The organism is Actinoplanes sp. NPDC026670 (assembly GCF_040638175.1).
Lineage (GTDB): Bacteria > Actinomycetota > Actinomycetes > Mycobacteriales > Micromonosporaceae > Actinoplanes.
In genome coordinates, this window is sequence record NZ_JBEZXU010000081.1 from 33228 (window position 1) to 50161 (window position 16934).

A 16934-nucleotide genomic window follows, 5' to 3' on the forward strand; every position below is an offset into this window, starting at 1 on the left:
TCGCGTTTGCCTGCCGATGTGCGGGCGATTCCCCGTAATTAGGGCTAACTGAAGAGCGCGCTGACCGACTCGCCGTTGTGTATCCGCCGGATGGCCTCGGCCAGCGCCGGAGCGATCGAGATGACGGTCAGCTTGTCGGTCGCCTTGGACTTCGGGATCGGCACCGTGTTGGTGCAGACGATCTCCTCGATCTCCTTCTCCGCGGAGAGGCGCTGCACCGCGTCGTTGGTGAGCAGCCCGTGCGTACAGGCCACCCGGACACTGCGCACGTTGCGCTCCCGCAGGCGGGCCAGCAGCTCGAACACCGTGCTGCCCTTGGCGATCTCGTCGTCCAGCACGATCACGTCCCGGTCGGCGACCTCACCGATCACCGAGCTGATCACCACCTTGTCGTCGGCGAACCGCTGCTTCGCGCCGGCCGCCACCTCGATCCCCAGCATCCGGGCGAACGCTGCGGCCTCCTTCGCGTTGCCCAGGTCCGGGGAGACCACCACGCTGTTGCTCAGGTCGTAGCCACGGAAGTGGTGGGCCAGCTCGCGCAGCGCGTGCAGGTGGTCCACCGGGATGCTGAAGAAACCGTGCACCTGTGGCGAGTGCAGGGTCATCGCCAGCACCCGGTCGGCGCCGGCGGTGGTGAGCAGGTCGGCGACCAGACGTCCCCCGATCGAGATACGCGGGGCGTCCTTCTTGTCGCTGCGGGCGTAGGCGTAGTGCGGCAGCACCACGGTGATCCGGGCGGCCGAGGCGCCTCGTGCCGCGTCCAGCATGAACAACAGTTCGGCCAGGTGCTCCTGGGTCGGCGGGACCAGCGGCTGGATCAGGAAGACGTCACGCTCCCGGCAGTTTCCCTGCAACTGCACCTCGATGCAGTCGTTGGCGAAACGGTCGATCCGGGTCGGCAGCAGCGGCACACCGAGGTGCTCGCAGATCTCCTTTGCAAGATCAGGATGGGCGGATCCGGTGAAAACGGCGATGTCGCGCACGGCCCGAGGATAAGAGGCCCGCCGACGGGGTCGAAACGGTGGTCCACCTCGACTAGCTTGACCTTTGTGAATGGTCTCGCTGTCGCCTGCCGCCGCGTGGTCCACATCTACCGCGCCGAGGCCGGTGACGTGGTCGCCCTCGCCGGTGTCGACCTGTCCATCGCCCCCGGTGAGACGCTCGCTCTGGTCGGCCCGTCCGGCTCCGGCAAGTCCACATTGATCGGCCTGCTGGCCGGCCTGATGCGCCCGTCCGCCGGCCGGATCAACATCGGCACCTACGACATGGGCAAACTCTCCGACGGCGAGATCTCCCGGCTGCGCGGCACCGAGATCGGCGTCGTCCTGCAGGGCGCCTCCCGCAACCTGCTGCCGTATGCCACGCTGCACCGCAACATCTGGCTCGCCCAGCGCCGGGCCGCACACACCCGCGGCATCGAGCTCGACGATCCGGACCGCATCCTCGACCTGGTCGGACTGCCCGGCCAGGGCCGCAGCCGCCTCGCCGATCTCACCCCCGGCGGCCGCCAGCGCGCCGCCCTCGCCGTCGGCATCGCCACCGGCCCCGGCCTGCTCCTCGTCGACGAGCCGACCAGCCGCCTCGACACCGCGGGCCGCGACGAGGTACTCGACGCGCTCGAAACGGTGAACACCGAACGCCAGACCACCATCGTCGTCGTCACCCACGACAACGAGGTCGGCGCCCGCCTCGGCCGGGCCGTCACCATCCGCGACGGGCGGGTCGGCGCCGAGGGCCGCGACGGCCAGGACTTCGCGGTGGTCGCCGGCGACGGGACGGTCCAGCTACCCCCGGAGGTCCTCGGCTCCTACCCGCCGGGGACGCTCTTCACCGTCCAGCACATCGAGGGCGAGGTCACCCTGGTGCCGTCCGGTCACGAGACCTCGGCCTGACGCTTCACCCTTCTGGGGTACGGCCACCGCTCCCACGGATCCACCCGGCCCCGGGCCTACACCGCGACGCGGGCGGCCCGTCCCGGCCGAAACGCGACCGCCGGGCTGACGCGCCCCGCACCGAAGACCGCGAGCCGTCGCCCAGCCCGGTAATACACCCACCATTCCAGCACTCAGCGACGGCCGACGGCCCCATGACGAGCCGGCGCTGTGACGGGCTGGTCAGGGGCGGGGCCAGGTGGCGGCGCCGTCGGCCAGGTGGAGTTCGCGGTCGCAGGCGGCGGCCGCCTCCGGGTCGTGGGTGGCGAAGACGACTGTGGCGCCGCGGGCCGCCTCCGCACGCAGCAGGTCGAGCACCCGCTGCCGGTTGGCGGCGTCGAGTTCGCTGGTCACCTCGTCGGCGAGCACGATGTCGCCGTGCAATGCGAGGCCACGGGCCAGCGCGGTGCGTTGCTGCTGGCCGCCGGACAGCTCGTCGATCAGCTGGTTCGCCTGGCCGGAGAGGCCCAGCGCCTCCAGGGACTCGGCGGTGCGCCGACGGGCGTCCGCGGGCGTGCCACCGGTCGCGATCACCGCCACCGACACGTTCTCGGCGGCGGTCAGGATCGCCGCGAGGCCGTTGTCCTGCGGGATCAGCACCACGTTGAGCGAAACGGCGTGATCCCTTCCGGTCAGCGCCGCCCCGTCGACCGACACTGTGCCCTCCCGCGGGCGCAGCAGGCCGGCCATCGCGTTGAGCAGCGTGGTCTTGCCGGCCCCGGACGTGCCGGTGACCGCCAGCAACTCTCCGGGGCGAGCGGTCACGGTCACTCCGGTCAGCACGGGGTGCCCGTCCCCGTACCCGAAATCGGCCTCCTCGACCGTCAGCGTCCCCATGCCCGTCTCCTCCCCATCACGTCATGCCGGACCACATCAATCACGCTGCACCGCCACACCGCGAACCCCGCCTGCCAGCCTCGCGCGCCGCGAGCCGGGCTGGCCAGCCTCGCGCGCCGCGAACCGGGCCTGCCGACCTCCGCCGCACGGTAACTGAGCGCTTCCGCCGCATCGGATGATCTTGATCGAGCCAGCCGGCCGGGCAAGATCCGCGACGGGCTTCGTGGTCCGCCCCGGCGATTCGCCACCACGAAGAAGCTTCTTCAAGGCTTTTGCCGTGTCGGCGGTCGATCCCTCTGCCGTGCGACGATTTCGCGCCCGGCCGGGCCTTCCCCCACCTTCGGACTGTCGCACCGGTCACACAGGCGACCGGGGCACCGGGCCGAGGCGGGAATGCCGTGCTCGCAGAGGATTCATCCCCGGCCAGCCTTGTAGATCTTGCACGGTTCTCCACCTTCGAGACGATCTTGCACGGTTCTTCACGTCTGGGCGTGGTCTGTCGTGCAAGGTCCACTGCGCCGGGGAGACCTTGCAGCTTTCTTCCCGTCGGGGCGTGGAAAGGGCTGCAAGATCGGCGCGAGGGTGAACATTCGTGCAAGATCCGCGAGCGGTAAGCCACGGACGACGAGCAGGGCGACGAGCCGGGACGACCAGCCGTGGTGAGGCGTCGCGGGCGAGGAACCGTCAGGAAGCGTCGCGGGCGAGGAACCATGGGGAGGCGTTGCGGGCGAGGAGATGTCATCCGTCTGAGGGCTGCCCTTCTCAAGCCGAGGTGGCTGTGCAGAGGCCTCAAAACGGTGGCGGACCGGCCAAGATCGCCGAGACTTCGGCAAGACGGCCAGCGCGAAGCGGTCGCCGAGAAGCGAAACGGCCAGCGCGAAGCAAGGCGGCCGGCACGAAGCAGGGCGGCTGGCACGAAACGGCCGACACGAAGCGAGGCGGCCGGCGCGAAACGGTCGGTGCGAAGCGAGGCGGCCGGCGCGAAACGGTCGGTGCGAAGCGAGGCGGCCGGCGCGAAACGGTCGGTGCGAAGCGAGGCGGCCGGCGCGAAACGGCCAGCGCGAGCGGTCATCGGGACTCGATTCGGCGGCGGAGGTCACGGCCGCTCAGGATCGCCACCAGGAACTGGGCCGCCAGCACCGCTCCGGCCGCCGCCAGCAGCGCCCCCGGCCGGGGCCAGGTGGGCATCGGCAGATCCGGTGGGGTGAGGCCGGCGAGTGGCAACCCCCAGCCGGTGAGCCGCCAGGCCGCGGCCACGACCAGCAGGCCGACGGTGGTCGCGATCACGACGAGCACCGGATAGGTCCAGAGTGTCGCCAGCCCGGCCGGCCGTGGCCGTAGTCCCTGGGTGCGAAGGGCGGCGAGGTCCTCGGTGCGGCGGGCCCGGTCGACGGCCACGGTGAGGGCGAGCGCCCCGGCCCCGAGAAGCCCGGCGAGGATCGCGGCGAGCAGATGGAACCAGAGCGCGACGGCCGGGCCCTGCCGGTCCAGCCCGGCTTTGATCTGGGCCGCGGATCGCTCGGACACCACCTGGAGGCCGTGCTCGCCGAGCCGGTCGAGGATGTCGGCGGGAGCTTGCGCGTTCAGCCAGACCTCGGGTTGTGGCACCAGTTTCGGGGTGACCGAGATCAGGTCGCTGTACTCCAGGTCGACGATGACACCGTGGCGGCCGAGGGCGGGCACCGCCGGCAGGGCGACGGCCGCGTCGATCGGGACGGTGGTGGCGCCCGAGTCGATGATCGTCCCGGAGGCGGGCGGGTTGCCCGCGTACGCCACAGGCAGCGGATAGGGCGTGGTGACCGGCTGGATCCAGGCCGTGTCGGCGACCGCCCCGGTGACCCGGAGATCGGCCCGGAGACCGTCGGGCGCGGCCGACAGCCGGGCCGACTGAGTGCCGCGCCACCGCTCGGCGTCGGTGAGCGGGACGGACGTGGCGGTGCCCAGCCCACGGATCACCATGTCGCCGGTGGCCTCGACGGCGGTGCCGGTCCCGGTGACCCGGATGGCGTTGAGCCGGCACTTGTTCTCGCAGATCGCCACGTTCTCCCGGTAGGTGTGCGTGCCGTTCTTCAGGTCGCCGAACTCGAGGAGCTGGACGCCCGGCCCGTCCATCGCGGAGAGGGAGACCGCCAGTTGCATGGCTCCGGACGTGGTGGCGGTGATCTCGACGGCGATGTCCGCGCCGGCGTAGACGACGGGCGGTGGCGGCTCCGCCGGGTGGAGCACCTCGCGGAGCCCGGCCCGGCTCGGGGCACCGTCGGCCCAGGCGGGCACCGCGGCCAGCGCCCGGGTGTCCACGGCCAGGCCTGGTGGGGTGGTGGAGCCGCCGGGGATGCGGACGGCGGCCATCGCGAACACGCCGTCCGGGTCGACGGCACGGACCGCGGTGAGCAGGTCCTGCCGGGTTGTCGACTGGACGACGAGGACCCGGTCGGCGCCGGTGCCGAGCGACGCCTCGACGTCCCGGCCACGGGCCGCGGTGTCGACCGTGCAGGCGGCGTATCCGGCGACCGCGACCGACGCGACCAGCAGCGCGAACAGCCGGCCGGCGCCGGGCCGGCGGGACAGTTGGAGGCCGGCGAGCGCGATCCCGAGCCGGCCCCGGGCCAGAGCGCGTACCGCGTACCGGCTGACCAGCGGAAGCAGCAGGCGGGCGGTGACCAGGGCGAACGCCAGCACGATCAGCGCGGGCGCGAACAGCCCGACCCCGGTGAGCGGGTCGTCGGAGAGGAAGTACTGGACGCCGGCGGCGATGGCGAGCGCTGCGACGATCGCCTCGGCGGCGGCGAGCCGGCGACGGTCGGCGGGCGGGGTGCGCCGCAGCAGCCGGGAGACCGGGCTGATCAGCTGCCGTCGCTGGGCCGCCACCGCGGCGACGAGGGCAGCCGCCGCGGCCAGTGGCGCGTACCGCAGCGAGGTGAAGGCCGGCGCTGTCCCGGCGCCCGGGAACAGCACCGCCGCGACGCCGTTGACCAGCAACTGCCCGGCCAGGCACCCGGCGACCGCCCCGCCCAGCACGGCGACCAGGCTCTCGCCGGTGGCCAGCCACCATCGGGTCCACCAGCGCGCGCCGCGGAGCGCCACCACGGCGAGTTCGCTCTGCCGCCCCTCGGCCCCGTAACCGACGGTCAGGTAGATGGTGAAGCAGGCCAGCAGCACGAGTGGCACGGCCAGCACCGGGACCAGCATCCGGGCGGCGGCGCGGCCCTCGTCGATCCGGTCGAGCAGGTGCGGGATCCCGCTGTCGAACTGGAGCGAGTCCTGGAGCTCGGCGGCGGTGACGTCGAGCCGTTCCATGTCGGCGCGGAGCTGCTCCAGCCGGTCGACGTCGAGGGTGCCGGGCTGGGCGATGCCGTCGATCGCCATGGCGGTGGTGGTCCGCTTCATCGTGTCGAGCGTCCCGGCGGTGGTGAAGACCGGTTCGCCGGGGCCGACGTCGGAGCCGGAGACGAAGTAGCCGTGCAGCCCCCAGTACGGGGCGGCCGGGTCGACGGCCCGGTAGACGCCGGCCACGGTGAGTCGTTTGGGTGGGCCGTCGGCATCCCAGGTGGGTGGCCGGGACAGGCCGTTCGCCCGGGCCGCGGTCAGGGTGATCGGGTCGCCGACGGCCAGTTCGAGCCGTTTCGCGGTGTCCTCGCCGAGCAGCACGTCACCCTCGCCGGCCAGGCAGCGGCCGGCGAGCACCAGCACGTGGGCGCAGAGGTCCTGGCGGAAGACGAACCGGGTCGGGCTGAAGTTGCCCGCCTCGAGACCGACCGTCGGCACCTCGGCGGAGTGGTAGAAGGTGAACCCGCCCAGCCCGAGCAGCAGCACCCGGCCCACGTCGGGGAACTTGATGCCGACGTTTGGTGACGCCTCCTGGAGGCTGTCGGTGGTGCGGCGGGCCACCAGGGTCCGCTCGCTCGTCGGCGCGGTCGCGATCTGGCCTTCGGCGACCGCGCGTTCGGCGGCGATCACGTAGGCCGGGGCGGCCACCGCGGAGGCGACCGCGAGCATCGCCAGCAGGGCCAGCGTGACGGCCTGGCCACGCCGGTTCCAGACCATTGCCAGGACCAGGGAGATCATCGGCCCGCCTCCCCGTCGCGCAGGCTCCTCATCAGCGGTTGCAGGGCGAGCCGGCCGGTCACGCCGAGCACCGCCAGCGCCACCGCCACGGCCAGGGCGGTCGTCACCGGGTCGAGTGGGCCGGGCGGGGGAAGTACGGCCCAGCCGTCGGTGAACGGCGGGACGGTCCGGCCGGTCACGTCGACGGCCAGCAGGGCGGCCAGCACTCCACCGGCGAGACCGGCCAGGATCAGCGCCGCGGTGCCGGCCCACCCGATGCTCACGGTGACCCGGCGGGGCAGGCCCTGGAGGCGCAGCGCGGCGAGCTGTTCGGCCAGCGAGCGGCGGTCCACGGTGGCGGCGACCGCGACGGCGGCCGCCGCGAGCAGCAGCGCGGCGACGCCGGCGAGCAGCTCGAACCGAACCAGGACGGCCGGGCCCTGGGTGCCGAGGCGGACGGTGTGCGCGGCCACGTCGGTGTCGGCGCTGACGGTCAGGCCGGCCGCGGTGAGGGCCTCGACGATGCCGGGGCCGGCGTCCGGTGCGAGCCACACCTCGAACTGCCCACCGGGGTCGGCGTCCGCGGCGAGGCGGCGGGTGCTGTCCAGATCGACGACGAGGCCCGAGCCGCCGACCGCGGGCAGGGCTGCGACATTCGAGATCACCTGGACCGGGGTCAGCTCCCCGTACCCCGGAAGAAGTGCCTCGTCGTCCCGCCAGCGGTCCGGAACCGGACCGGCGAGCAGGGCCGGCAGCGGCAGCAGGTGGTCGGATGCCCACGCCTCGACCCCCACCCGGTCCACCTCGGTGTGGTTCTCGTCGGCGGACAGCCGGAGGGTCCCGCCGGCCGCGACCAGGTCGACGGCGGCGCCGATGGTGCCGACCCGCCAGCGGCCGATGTCGCCGAGGGTGGTGCCGTCGAGGATGTTGGCGCCCTGGTCGAGGCGGCGCACGACGACCGCTGATCCGGCCGGGGCCGGGCGGACCCGCCCGTCCGGCGCGGGTGGGGTGGTCAGCTCCCAGCGGACGAGCCGGCAGCCGGGCGCGGCCGTGCAGCCGGTGACCGGCGCGGTCACGGTCTGGTCGCCGGGACGCAGCGCGCCGAACGGCGCCTTCACCGGTTCTCCGGTCGCCTCGTGCTGGAGGTGGAGGGTGAGCGCCACCGCCTCGCCGCTCTCCCGGCGGACGGCCAGGGTCAGCCGGTCGCCGGTGACCAGCGGCAACGGGGGCAGCGCGGCGGCCGCCACCGCGTCCGGCAGGGCGCCGGCCGGACCGTACTCGGGACGCCAGGCGGCGACCGAGCCGAGCCGGGTGGTGTCGACCTCGAGGATCTGGGCGGTGTCGTTGCGGTTGCGGACCACCGCCATCGCCTGGCGGCCGCCCGGGTCGGCGGCGCGCACCGCGGTCAGCAGGACGGTCCGGTTGGCCGCGGTGACGCTGAGCACCCGGCTGGCGCCGAGCTCGGATTCACTGCGGGCGGTCCGGCCGGCGCTCTCCGCGGCCCATCCGCCGGCCGCCGTGACGAACAGCGCGACCGCGACGACGACCAGCACGAACAGCCGGTCGGAGCCGGGCGACCGGGAGATCCGCAACGCGGTCAGGCCGACCCGCAACCGCCCGGCGCGCAGGGCCGCGGCGCCGCCCCGGTCGGCGGACCGGTTCAGCAGGCGGGCGGCGATCAGGCCGACCGCGAGCGCGACCAGGACCGGCGCGGCCCGGCCCAGGCCGTCGCCGGAGCCGGCCGACCGGACCTGGTAGAGGGCCGCGACGGCGATCGCGAGCAGGATCACGTCGACGAGGGCGGGCCGCCAGGAGCCGCGCCCGGAACCGGCCCGTTGCAGCAACGCGGAGACCGGCCGGCCGAGCACTGTGGCCTCGACCGTGGCGAGCACGGCGAGGCCGCCGGCCAGCACCGCGCCGACTGCCAGCGCGCTCCAGGCCAGGGCGGTCTGCCGGTCCACGGCGACCGGCACCGGGCCGGCCAGCGCCCACGCCGTCAGGTATCCGAGGGGAGCGCCGATCAGCGCGCCGCCGATCAGTGGGACGAGGTGCTGCCCGAGGGCCAGCCGCAGCCGCCCGGACCGGCTCACCCCGCGCAGTTTGAGCAGGGCGGCGTCGGCCCGGCGGTCACGCAACGTGTACCACCCGGCGAGGCCGAGGGCGAACCAGGTGAGGACCAGCAACTGGGCGCCGGAGGCCGAGATGCCGTCCAGGATGGTGGCGCGGTCGCGGACGATCGCCAGATGGAGCGGGGTGGCCTGGCTGCTGAGCCGGAGCTGGGACTGGCCGAGGAACCGGTCCGACTCGACCAGCGCGGCGCCGAGGTCGAAGCCGCCGTCACCGCGCAGCAGGGCGCCGGGGAGCACCACGTCGTACGCCACGGTCGGGCTGGCCAGATGTTTGTGCTCGAAGGTGGCGGTCACGGTGAACATCGGGTCGGGCCCGGTGACGGACCGGAACAGACGACTCGACCAGTACGTCCCGGTGGGGTCGGTCCGGGCGTAGAGCCCGGCCACGGTCAGCTTCAGCGGCACGGCCGAGGTGGCGGTGAGGACGGTCAGCACGTCACCGGTGGTCACGCCGAGCTGTCGTGCGGCGTCGTGGCTGACGGCCACCTCACCGGCGGCCGCCGGGCAGGCCCCGTCGAGCCGGACCCGGTCGCAGAACTCGTCCCGATGGGCGAGGTCGATGGTAGTGCTCGCCGACGATCCGCTCTGCACGTTGATCGACGCGGAGAGGCCACGGAGCCCGTCGCCGATCCCCTTCGGCAGGCCGGCCCGGACCTGTCCGGCGAACCGGTCCAGGGCTCCAGCCGGGTCGCCGCGGGTGTCGATGCGGCTGGTCACGGTAACTGTGCGCTGACTCGCCGGCGCCGCCTCCAGGTAGGCGTCGGCGGCCTTGCCCACGGCGGCGAACCCGTACCAGGGACCGGCCGCGGCGACGGCGGCCGCGAGCACGGTCAGCACCAGAATCGTCAGCACCTGCGCGGCTCGGGTCCGCACCGCGCCGAAGACGAGCGCGAACATTCACCCCTCCCCCGGTTGCGGGGGACGTTACGCGATCAGGAGGCTGCCCGGGGGCCCCTGTGGACAGCGGCGCTTAACCGGTTCACATCCAGCGGCGGTGTTTGAGGTAGAGGTACAGCCCGCCCGCCGACAGCACGATCAGCACCGTGCTGACCACGAACCCGGACCACTGCTCGTACCCGGGGTAGGGCAGGTTCTGGCCGAAATAGCCGGTCAGGGCGGTGGGGATGGCGATGATCGCGGCCCAGGCGGCGAGTTTGCGGGTGACCACGTTCAGCTCGTTGCTCTGCTCGGCCAGGTCGTCGTCGAGCAGTTCGGTGATCCGGGTCCGGGAGTGTTCGATGAGGTCCAGGGCGAGCCGGGCGTGGTCCTCGACGTCCCGGTAGTACGGCTTGAGATGTTCGCTGTCGACCAGGGAGCGGGCCACCTCGGGCATCGGGGCGACCGCCCGGCGCAGGGCGGCCAGGTGCCGGCGCAGGGTGAAGCCGTGCCGCCGCACGTCGCGGGGCGCCGGGCCGTCACCGAGCATCCGGTCCTCGACGGAGTCCATCGCCTCGTCGATCCGCTGGGCGATCCGGTACTGGGTGTCGACCACGAGGTCGAGCAGCGCGTACACCAGGAAGTCGACGCCGCCGGGCGGGCGCTCGCCGTCGGCCCACCGGTCCAGCACCGGCTGCATGTCGAACGGTGTCCGGTGCACGGTGATCAGCGCCTGCGGGGTGATGAACGCGCTGATCTCGGTCTTGCGCGGCCCTTCGTCGAACCCGACGGCGTACACGTTGAGGAACAGGTGGTTGTCGTAGTGGTCCAGTTTGGGCCGTTCGTGCTCCTGGAGGGCGTCCTCGACGGCGAGCGGGTGCAGGCCGAACCGGGTGGCGAGGGTCCGTAGCTCCTCGTCGGACGGATCGTCGAGGTCGTACCAGAGCACCCCGCCCGGCTCGTCGACGTAACGGCGGGTGGTCACGGCTTAGGATAAGCCGTGACCTGGATCGATCAGTTGCTGACCGCTTTCTATGACGCCAAGTGGCAGGTGACCGACGGTCAGGCGATCTACTGGCGGGAGATCGTCGGCAACGCGTTCGGCCTGGGGTCGGCGCTGTTCGGGTTGCGCCGCAACGCGTGGGCCTGGCCGGTCGGGATCGTCGGCAACGTCCTGCTGTTCACCGTCTTCGTCGGCCAAGCCGTCGGCAACGATCAGGGCACCCCGCTCTACGGCCAGGCCGCCCGGCAGGTGTTCTTCCTGGTCACCAGCATCTACGGCTGGTGGGCCTGGCGGCGCAACCGCCGGCGGGACCACGGCGCCGCCGTGATCCCGCACTGGGCGAGCTCACGGCAGCGCCTGGTCTTCATCCCGCTCGCGCTGGCCGCAGTGGGTGTCTGCTTCGTGGTGTTCCGCGAGGTCGGGGCCGGTTTCCCGGTCCCCTGGTGGTACTACCTCGCGGATTCGTGGATCTTCGTGGGATCGATGCTCGCGACCTACGCGATGGCCCGTGGCTGGGTCGAGTTCTGGCTGTGCTGGATCGCCGTGGACCTGGTCGGCGTGCCTGAGCTGCTGCACTTCGGCTACTACCCGTCGGCGATCCTCTACGCGGTCTACGCGCTCTTCGTCATCTGGGGTTTCGTGGTCTGGCTGCGGATCTCCCGCGCGGTCTCGTCCACGCCGGCCCCGGCGCCCGCCGCGGCCTGACGGCGCAGCATCCACAGGCTGACCGGCACTCCGGCCGCCACCAGGACCGCGGCCACCACCAGCGAGAACTGGTAGCCGGCCAGGAAGTCGCCGCCGGCGGCCTCGGTCCGGTTGCTCAGGATGGCGCCGAGCACCGTGACGCCGAGCAGGCCGAACACCTCACGGGAGACGTTGAGCATGCCGGAGGCGATGCCGGCCCGCTGTGGCGGCAGCGCGTCGACGACCACGGTGTTGAGCGGGATCAGCAGGCCGCCGCCGACGCCGTAGAGCAGGAACCACGGGAGCAGGTCGCCGTAGGTGGTGCCCTCGCCGTACCCGGCGATGCCGCCGATCGCCGCGGCCATCACGGCGAGACCGAAAGCGGTCACCCGGGCGACACCGAACCGGATCTCCAGACGCGGGGCCAGGACGGCGCCGGCGGCCGTGATGAGGGCCATCGGGATGAACGCCGCGCCCGCCTCTGTGGGCGTGAAGCCGAGCACGTTCTGGAGGTAGATGGCCATGTAGAAGTAGATGCCGAAGACACCGAAGGCCCACAGGCCCATCGCCAGAAGACCTCCGGAGAACATCCGGGACCGGAAGAACTTCAGATCCATCATGGCGTCGGCGTTGCGGTTCTGGAGCAGCACGAAGGCCACAGCCGCCACGGCGGCGACCGCGAATGATCCCAGGATGAGCGGCGAGGTCCAGCCCTCCGCGTCTCCTTCGATGAGGGCGTACGTGAGAGCGAACAGCCCGATCGAGGAGGAGGCGAGCCCGGCCGGATCGAGGCGGCGCGGCGACCACCCGTCCCGGATCGGCTGACGGGGCACGCTGACCAGGGTCAGGACGAGCGTGGCGACGCCGATCGGCAGGTTGATCAGGAAGATCCAGCCCCAGGAGACGTGCTCGCTGAGCACGCCGCCGGTGAACGGCCCGACGGCGAGGGCGAGCGCGCCCACCCCACCCCAGATCCCGATGGCGGTGGCACGTTCCTTCGCGTCCGGGAACAGCTCCTGGAGCATGGCCAGTGACGCGGGGGCGAGCAGAGCCGCGCCGATGCCCTGGACCGCGCGGGCCCCGATCAGCAGTCCCTGGCTGTCGGCGAGCCCGGCCGCGACCGACGCGCCTGTGAAGATCACCAGTCCGGCGACGAACGCGAGGCGGGTGCCGAGGACGTCCGCGACGCGGCCTCCGGCGAGCAGCAGTCCGGCGAAGACCAGGATGTACGCGCTGGTGATCCACTCGAGCCCGGCGATGCTGAGGCCCAGGTCCCGCTGGATCGACGGCAGCGCCACGTTGACGACGTTGTTGTCGAGGTAGGTCATGAAGGTGCCGAGCGCTACCGCGACCAGCGCCCACCACCGGCGATTCTTCTCCATCTAAGCCCCCTGTACGACGTACTTGTACGGTGTACATGTACCTCGTACATGAGACCCGTACGTCGTATAGTTGTCAAGTGACCGGTGATCGACTGACCAAGGCCGCCGTGGCCGACCGCGCGCTCCGCCTCGCCGACGAGGAGGGGCTGGACGCGGTGACGGTCCGTCGCCTCGCCAAGGAGTTGGGCGTCACCCCGATGGCGCTCTACTGGCACTTCAAGAACAAGGAAGAGCTGCTCCTGGGCATGGTCGACCACCTGCTCACCGACGTGCGGGCCGATGCGAACGTCGACGACCCCTGGCAGAAACGCCTACGCAGAGTGGTCGAGACGGTGGTCGGGGTGATGCGCGAGCACCCGTCCCTGCCGGTGCTCCTGCACTCCGTGGACAAGACGCGCACCGAGAGCTTCAACCGGGCGACGAACGACACACTCACCCTGCTGGCCGACGCCGGGTTCACCGTCGAGGAGGGGTACTGGGTGGCCACGTACCTCTTGAACGGTTGCATGGGCGTGGTGAGCGGGCAGCCGGGGTGCCCACCGGGGACGCCGGCCGACCAGGAACTGGAGTGGCGCCGGCAGAAACGGGTGCAGCTGGAGGCCATGCCCGCCCACCGCTTCCCGATGATGATCCGGCTCGCCGAGTCCTATCGCGACGAGCCTGACATGGACCGCTACTACGCCTTCGCGGTCGATCTGCTGATCGCCGGCGTCGAGGCGATGGCCCCCAGACGATAGACAGACTTCCCTGAAGGGGCGTGCCGGCACCGCGCGGCGCGCCCCTTCTTGCTGCCCATCAACGGACAGATCGACATATCTCAGTGCATCTTTTTGCAAGAGGACGGCAGAGGCTTCCAGAAATTGAAAGAAGTTGCTAGCTTCCACGTCATGTGAACGCGGGATTACCGACTCGTTGAGCCCGCATCTCCCCCGTAACACCGCCCGTCCCCGAGGTGGTTGGAGGCCCCCGTGTCCCGAATACTCCGCAGAGTGCTGGCCGCGCTCTGCGCCGTACCCCTGCTTCTTCTGACCGAACTGCCCGCCGCACACGCGGCGACGACGGTGACCGTCTATTACCAGGCGCCCACGTCCTGGACGACGGTGAACATCCACTACGCGCCGACCGGCGGCTCCTGGACGACCGTGCCCGGCGTCGCGATGAGCGCCTACACCGGCTGTTCCGGCTGGTACTCCAAGGAACTCGACCTCGGCGCCGCCACCGGCATGCAGGTCGTCTTCAACAACGGATCCGGCACCTGGGACAACAACTCCGGAGCGAACTACAGCGTGGGTACGGGCACCGTCACGATCTCCGGTGGCGCGGTCAGCTCGTCCGTCCCGTGCAGCACGGCGAGCAACTCGGCCACCGTCTACTACAAGACGGCGTGGACCACGACGTACCTGCACTACGCGCCGACCGGCGGCTCCTGGACCACGGTCCCCGGCGTGGTGATGAACGAGGAGGCCTGCACCGGCTGGGTCCGCAAGACGGTCAGCCTCGGCACCGCCACCACCTGGGCCGCCACCTTCAACAACGGCTCCGGGACCTGGGACAACAACTCCAGCAAGAACTACGCATTGGGTACGGGTACGAGCACCGTCAACGGCGGCGTCGTCACCGCGAACGCGACCAGCCCGTGCGTGACAGCCCCGGCCGACACCACCGCGCCGACCGCCCCGACCGCGCTGACCGCCACCGCCGCGGGCACCACGGTCACCCTCGGCTGGACCGCGTCCACCGACAACGTGGGTGTCGTCGGTTACCGGATCACCCGGGGCAGCACCGTGCTGAGCAGCTCCACCACCGGGTACACCGATCGGGGCCTCAGCGCGAACACCGCCTACACGTACCAGGTGCAGGCGCTCGACGCGGCCGGCAACCTCTCCACCGCCGCCTCGGCGACCGTCACCACCGGCGCGGCCGACCCGGCCCCGGCCGGCGGCGAGATGCTCGGCGGCGACCCGCGCAAGGACAGCATCTACTTCATCCTCACCGCGCGGTTCAACGACGGCGACACCACCAACAACCGCGGCGGCAGCCAGCACGTCAAGTCGGGCAACGCGGCGAACGACGACCCGATGTTCCGCGGCGACTTCAAAGGCCTGGTCGACAAGCTCGACTACATCAAGGGGCTCGGCTTCTCGGCCATCTGGATCACGCCGGTCGTCCTGAACCGCTCCGACTACGACTTCCACGGCTACCACGGCTGGGACTTCTACGAGGTCGACCCGCGGCTCGAATCCGACGGGGCCTCCTACCAGCAGCTGATCGACGCGGCCCACGCCAAGGGCCTCAAGATCTACCAGGACATCGTCCTCAACCACACGTCGCGGTGGGGCGCCAACGGCCTCTACACCCCGACCGTGTACGGCGCGCGCGACAACGACTGGAAGTGGTTCTACAGCGAGAAGGTCGCCGGCAAGACCTACAACCCGCTGGAGGAACACCAGGGCAACGACTCCACGATGACCGCGGCGCAGAACGCGCTCGCCAAAGGCCGCCCCTACAACGGCGACCTGTGGAGCACCACCGCTCCGGCCACCAACACCTGCCCCAACTACGGGGTGGCGACCGGCGGCAAGAGCGCCGAGGGCTTCGCGCTCTACAACTGCCAGTGGCCGCTGCCGACCAACAAGTCGTTCCCGTCGACGCTCTTCCACCAGTGCTGGATCGGCAACTGGGAGGGCGAGGACGCGCGCTCCTGCTGGCTGCACGAGGACCTCGCCGACCTGAACACCGAGAACGCCGTGGTCCAGGACTACCTGATCGGGGCGTACAAGAAGTACATCGACATGGGTGTGGACGGTTTCCGCATCGACACCGCCGTGCACATCCCGCGCGTCACCTGGAACCGGCGCTTCCTGCCGGCCTTCCAGGAGATCCTCACCCAGAAGTACGGCGCCACCAAGGCCAAGGACTTCTACATCTTCGGTGAGGTCGCGGCGTTCGTGAACGACAAATGGAACCGTGGCTCGGTCAACCACTCCGCCCAGTTCTTCACCTGGAAGGAGCGGGCGACCTACTCGTCCGACGACGTCGCGGCGGCGCTCGAGCAGTTCAACTACGAGAACAATCTGGGTACGGGCAACCAGCCGACCAGCACCAACGCGTTCCTGTCGGGCAACAACTACCACACGCCCGACTACTCGAAGTTCTCCGGCATGAACATCATCGACATGCGGATGCACATGAACTTCAGTGACGCCAACAACGCGTACTGGAACGGCAAGGACTCGGACGACTCGGTCAACGACGCCACCTACAACGTCGTCTACGTCGACTCGCACGACTACGGGCCGAACAAGTCGTCGACCCGCTACACCGGCGGCACCGACGCGTGGGCCGAGAACATGACACTCATGTGGACGTTCCGTGGCATCCCGACGCTGTACTACGGCTCGGAGATCGAGTTCCAGGCCGGCAAGCAGATCGACTGCGGCCCGACCTGCCCGCTCGCCACCACCGGCCGGGCCTACTACGGCGCCAACGTCGCCGGCAGCGTCACCGCCAGCGACTACGGCGTGGTCAGCTCGGCCAGCGGCCAGGTCGCCACCACACTGTCCCAGCCGCTGGTCAAGCACCTGCAGCGGCTCAACCAGATCCGCCGGGCGGTCCCCGCCCTGCAGATGGGCCAGTACTCGACCGAGGGTGTCAGCGGCAACATGGCCTACAAGCGCCGCTACACCGCCGGCGGCGTGGACAGCTTCGCGCTGATCGCGGTCTCGGCCGGCGCAACGTTCAGCGGAATCCCGAACGGCACCTACGTCGACGCGGTCACCGGCGACACGAAGACCGTCACCGGCGGCTCCCTGACCATCGACCTGAACGCCAAGGGCAACCTGCGCGTCTACGTCCTCTCGACGAGCGCCACCCCGGCGCCCGGCAAGATCGGCTCCGCCACCACCTATCTCAAGTAACCACACCCCGCATCCCCACCAAGCGCGCCGGCCGGCCCCCAACCCGGCCCGCGCGCCCCCCTGCCCCCCCCAACCCCACCCCCCCCCCCCCCCCCCCCCCCCCCCCCCCCCCCCCCCCCCCAACCCCCCCC

10 protein-coding genes are annotated in these 16934 nt (G+C 71.4%); 4 read left to right on the forward strand and 6 right to left on the reverse strand.

Annotation, left to right across the window (positions count from 1 at the left end):
* Nucleotides 1-44 precede the first annotated feature (44 nt).
* Complete coding sequence (locus tag AB0E94_RS45700) at nt 45-983, reverse strand: ribose-phosphate pyrophosphokinase (protein WP_360340586.1); 939 nt, start codon at nt 981-983, stop codon at nt 45-47.
* Nucleotides 984-1049: 66 nt separating this feature from the next.
* On the opposite strand from AB0E94_RS45700, the gene AB0E94_RS45705 reads away from it, so the two are divergent.
* Nucleotides 1050-1892 carry an ATP-binding cassette domain-containing protein gene (locus AB0E94_RS45705; protein WP_360340589.1) on the forward strand — a complete coding sequence of 281 codons (843 nt, stop codon included), beginning with the start codon at nt 1050-1052 and terminating at the stop codon, nt 1890-1892.
* Between the two features lie 222 nt (nt 1893-2114).
* Here the strand turns inward: AB0E94_RS45705 and AB0E94_RS45710 are convergent, their stop codons facing one another.
* From AB0E94_RS45710 to AB0E94_RS45725, 4 genes are all read right to left on the reverse strand, one after another.
* Nucleotides 2115-2768, reverse strand: a complete 654-nt coding sequence (locus AB0E94_RS45710) for an ATP-binding cassette domain-containing protein (RefSeq protein WP_360340592.1) — start codon at nt 2766-2768, stop codon at nt 2115-2117.
* Nucleotides 2769-3836: 1068 nt separating this feature from the next.
* Nucleotides 3837-6833, reverse strand: a complete 2997-nt coding sequence (locus AB0E94_RS45715; RefSeq protein ID WP_360340595.1) for an FtsX-like permease family protein — start codon at nt 6831-6833, stop codon at nt 3837-3839.
* Nucleotides 6830-9838: an FtsX-like permease family protein gene (locus tag AB0E94_RS45720; protein ID WP_360340598.1), complete on the reverse strand. Its 3009-nt coding sequence runs from the start codon at nt 9836-9838 to the stop codon at nt 6830-6832. The genes AB0E94_RS45715 and AB0E94_RS45720 overlap by 4 nt, the downstream gene beginning before the upstream one ends.
* A gap of 82 nt (nt 9839-9920) precedes the next feature.
* The gene (locus tag AB0E94_RS45725) at nt 9921-10802 is read right to left on the reverse strand and encodes a magnesium transporter CorA family protein (RefSeq protein ID WP_360340601.1); all 882 of its coding nucleotides are present in this window, start codon (nt 10800-10802) and stop codon (nt 9921-9923) included.
* 15 nt (nt 10803-10817) lie between these two features.
* On the opposite strand from AB0E94_RS45725, the gene AB0E94_RS45730 reads away from it, so the two are divergent.
* Nucleotides 10818-11525 (forward strand): nicotinamide mononucleotide transporter family protein, encoded by a 708-nt coding sequence (locus AB0E94_RS45730; RefSeq protein ID WP_360340604.1) that lies wholly within the window; start codon nt 10818-10820, stop codon nt 11523-11525.
* Here the strand turns inward: AB0E94_RS45730 and AB0E94_RS45735 are convergent.
* A complete protein-coding gene (locus AB0E94_RS45735; RefSeq protein ID WP_360340607.1) occupies nt 11432-12886 on the reverse strand; it encodes an MFS transporter in 1455 nt (484 codons plus the stop codon). The two genes, AB0E94_RS45730 and AB0E94_RS45735, sit on opposite strands and share 94 nt — an antisense overlap.
* A 77-nt stretch (nt 12887-12963) precedes the next feature.
* Between AB0E94_RS45735 and AB0E94_RS45740 the strand changes: the two genes are divergently transcribed.
* Both AB0E94_RS45740 and AB0E94_RS45745 read left to right on the forward strand, forming a co-directional pair.
* Nucleotides 12964-13623, forward strand: a complete 660-nt coding sequence (locus AB0E94_RS45740) for a TetR family transcriptional regulator (protein WP_360340610.1) — start codon at nt 12964-12966, stop codon at nt 13621-13623.
* A gap of 231 nt (nt 13624-13854) precedes the next feature.
* Nucleotides 13855-16803 carry a carbohydrate binding domain-containing protein gene (locus tag AB0E94_RS45745; protein WP_360340613.1) on the forward strand — a complete coding sequence of 983 codons (2949 nt, stop codon included), beginning with the start codon at nt 13855-13857 and terminating at the stop codon, nt 16801-16803.
* The last annotated feature ends 131 nt before the right edge of the window (nt 16804-16934 follow it).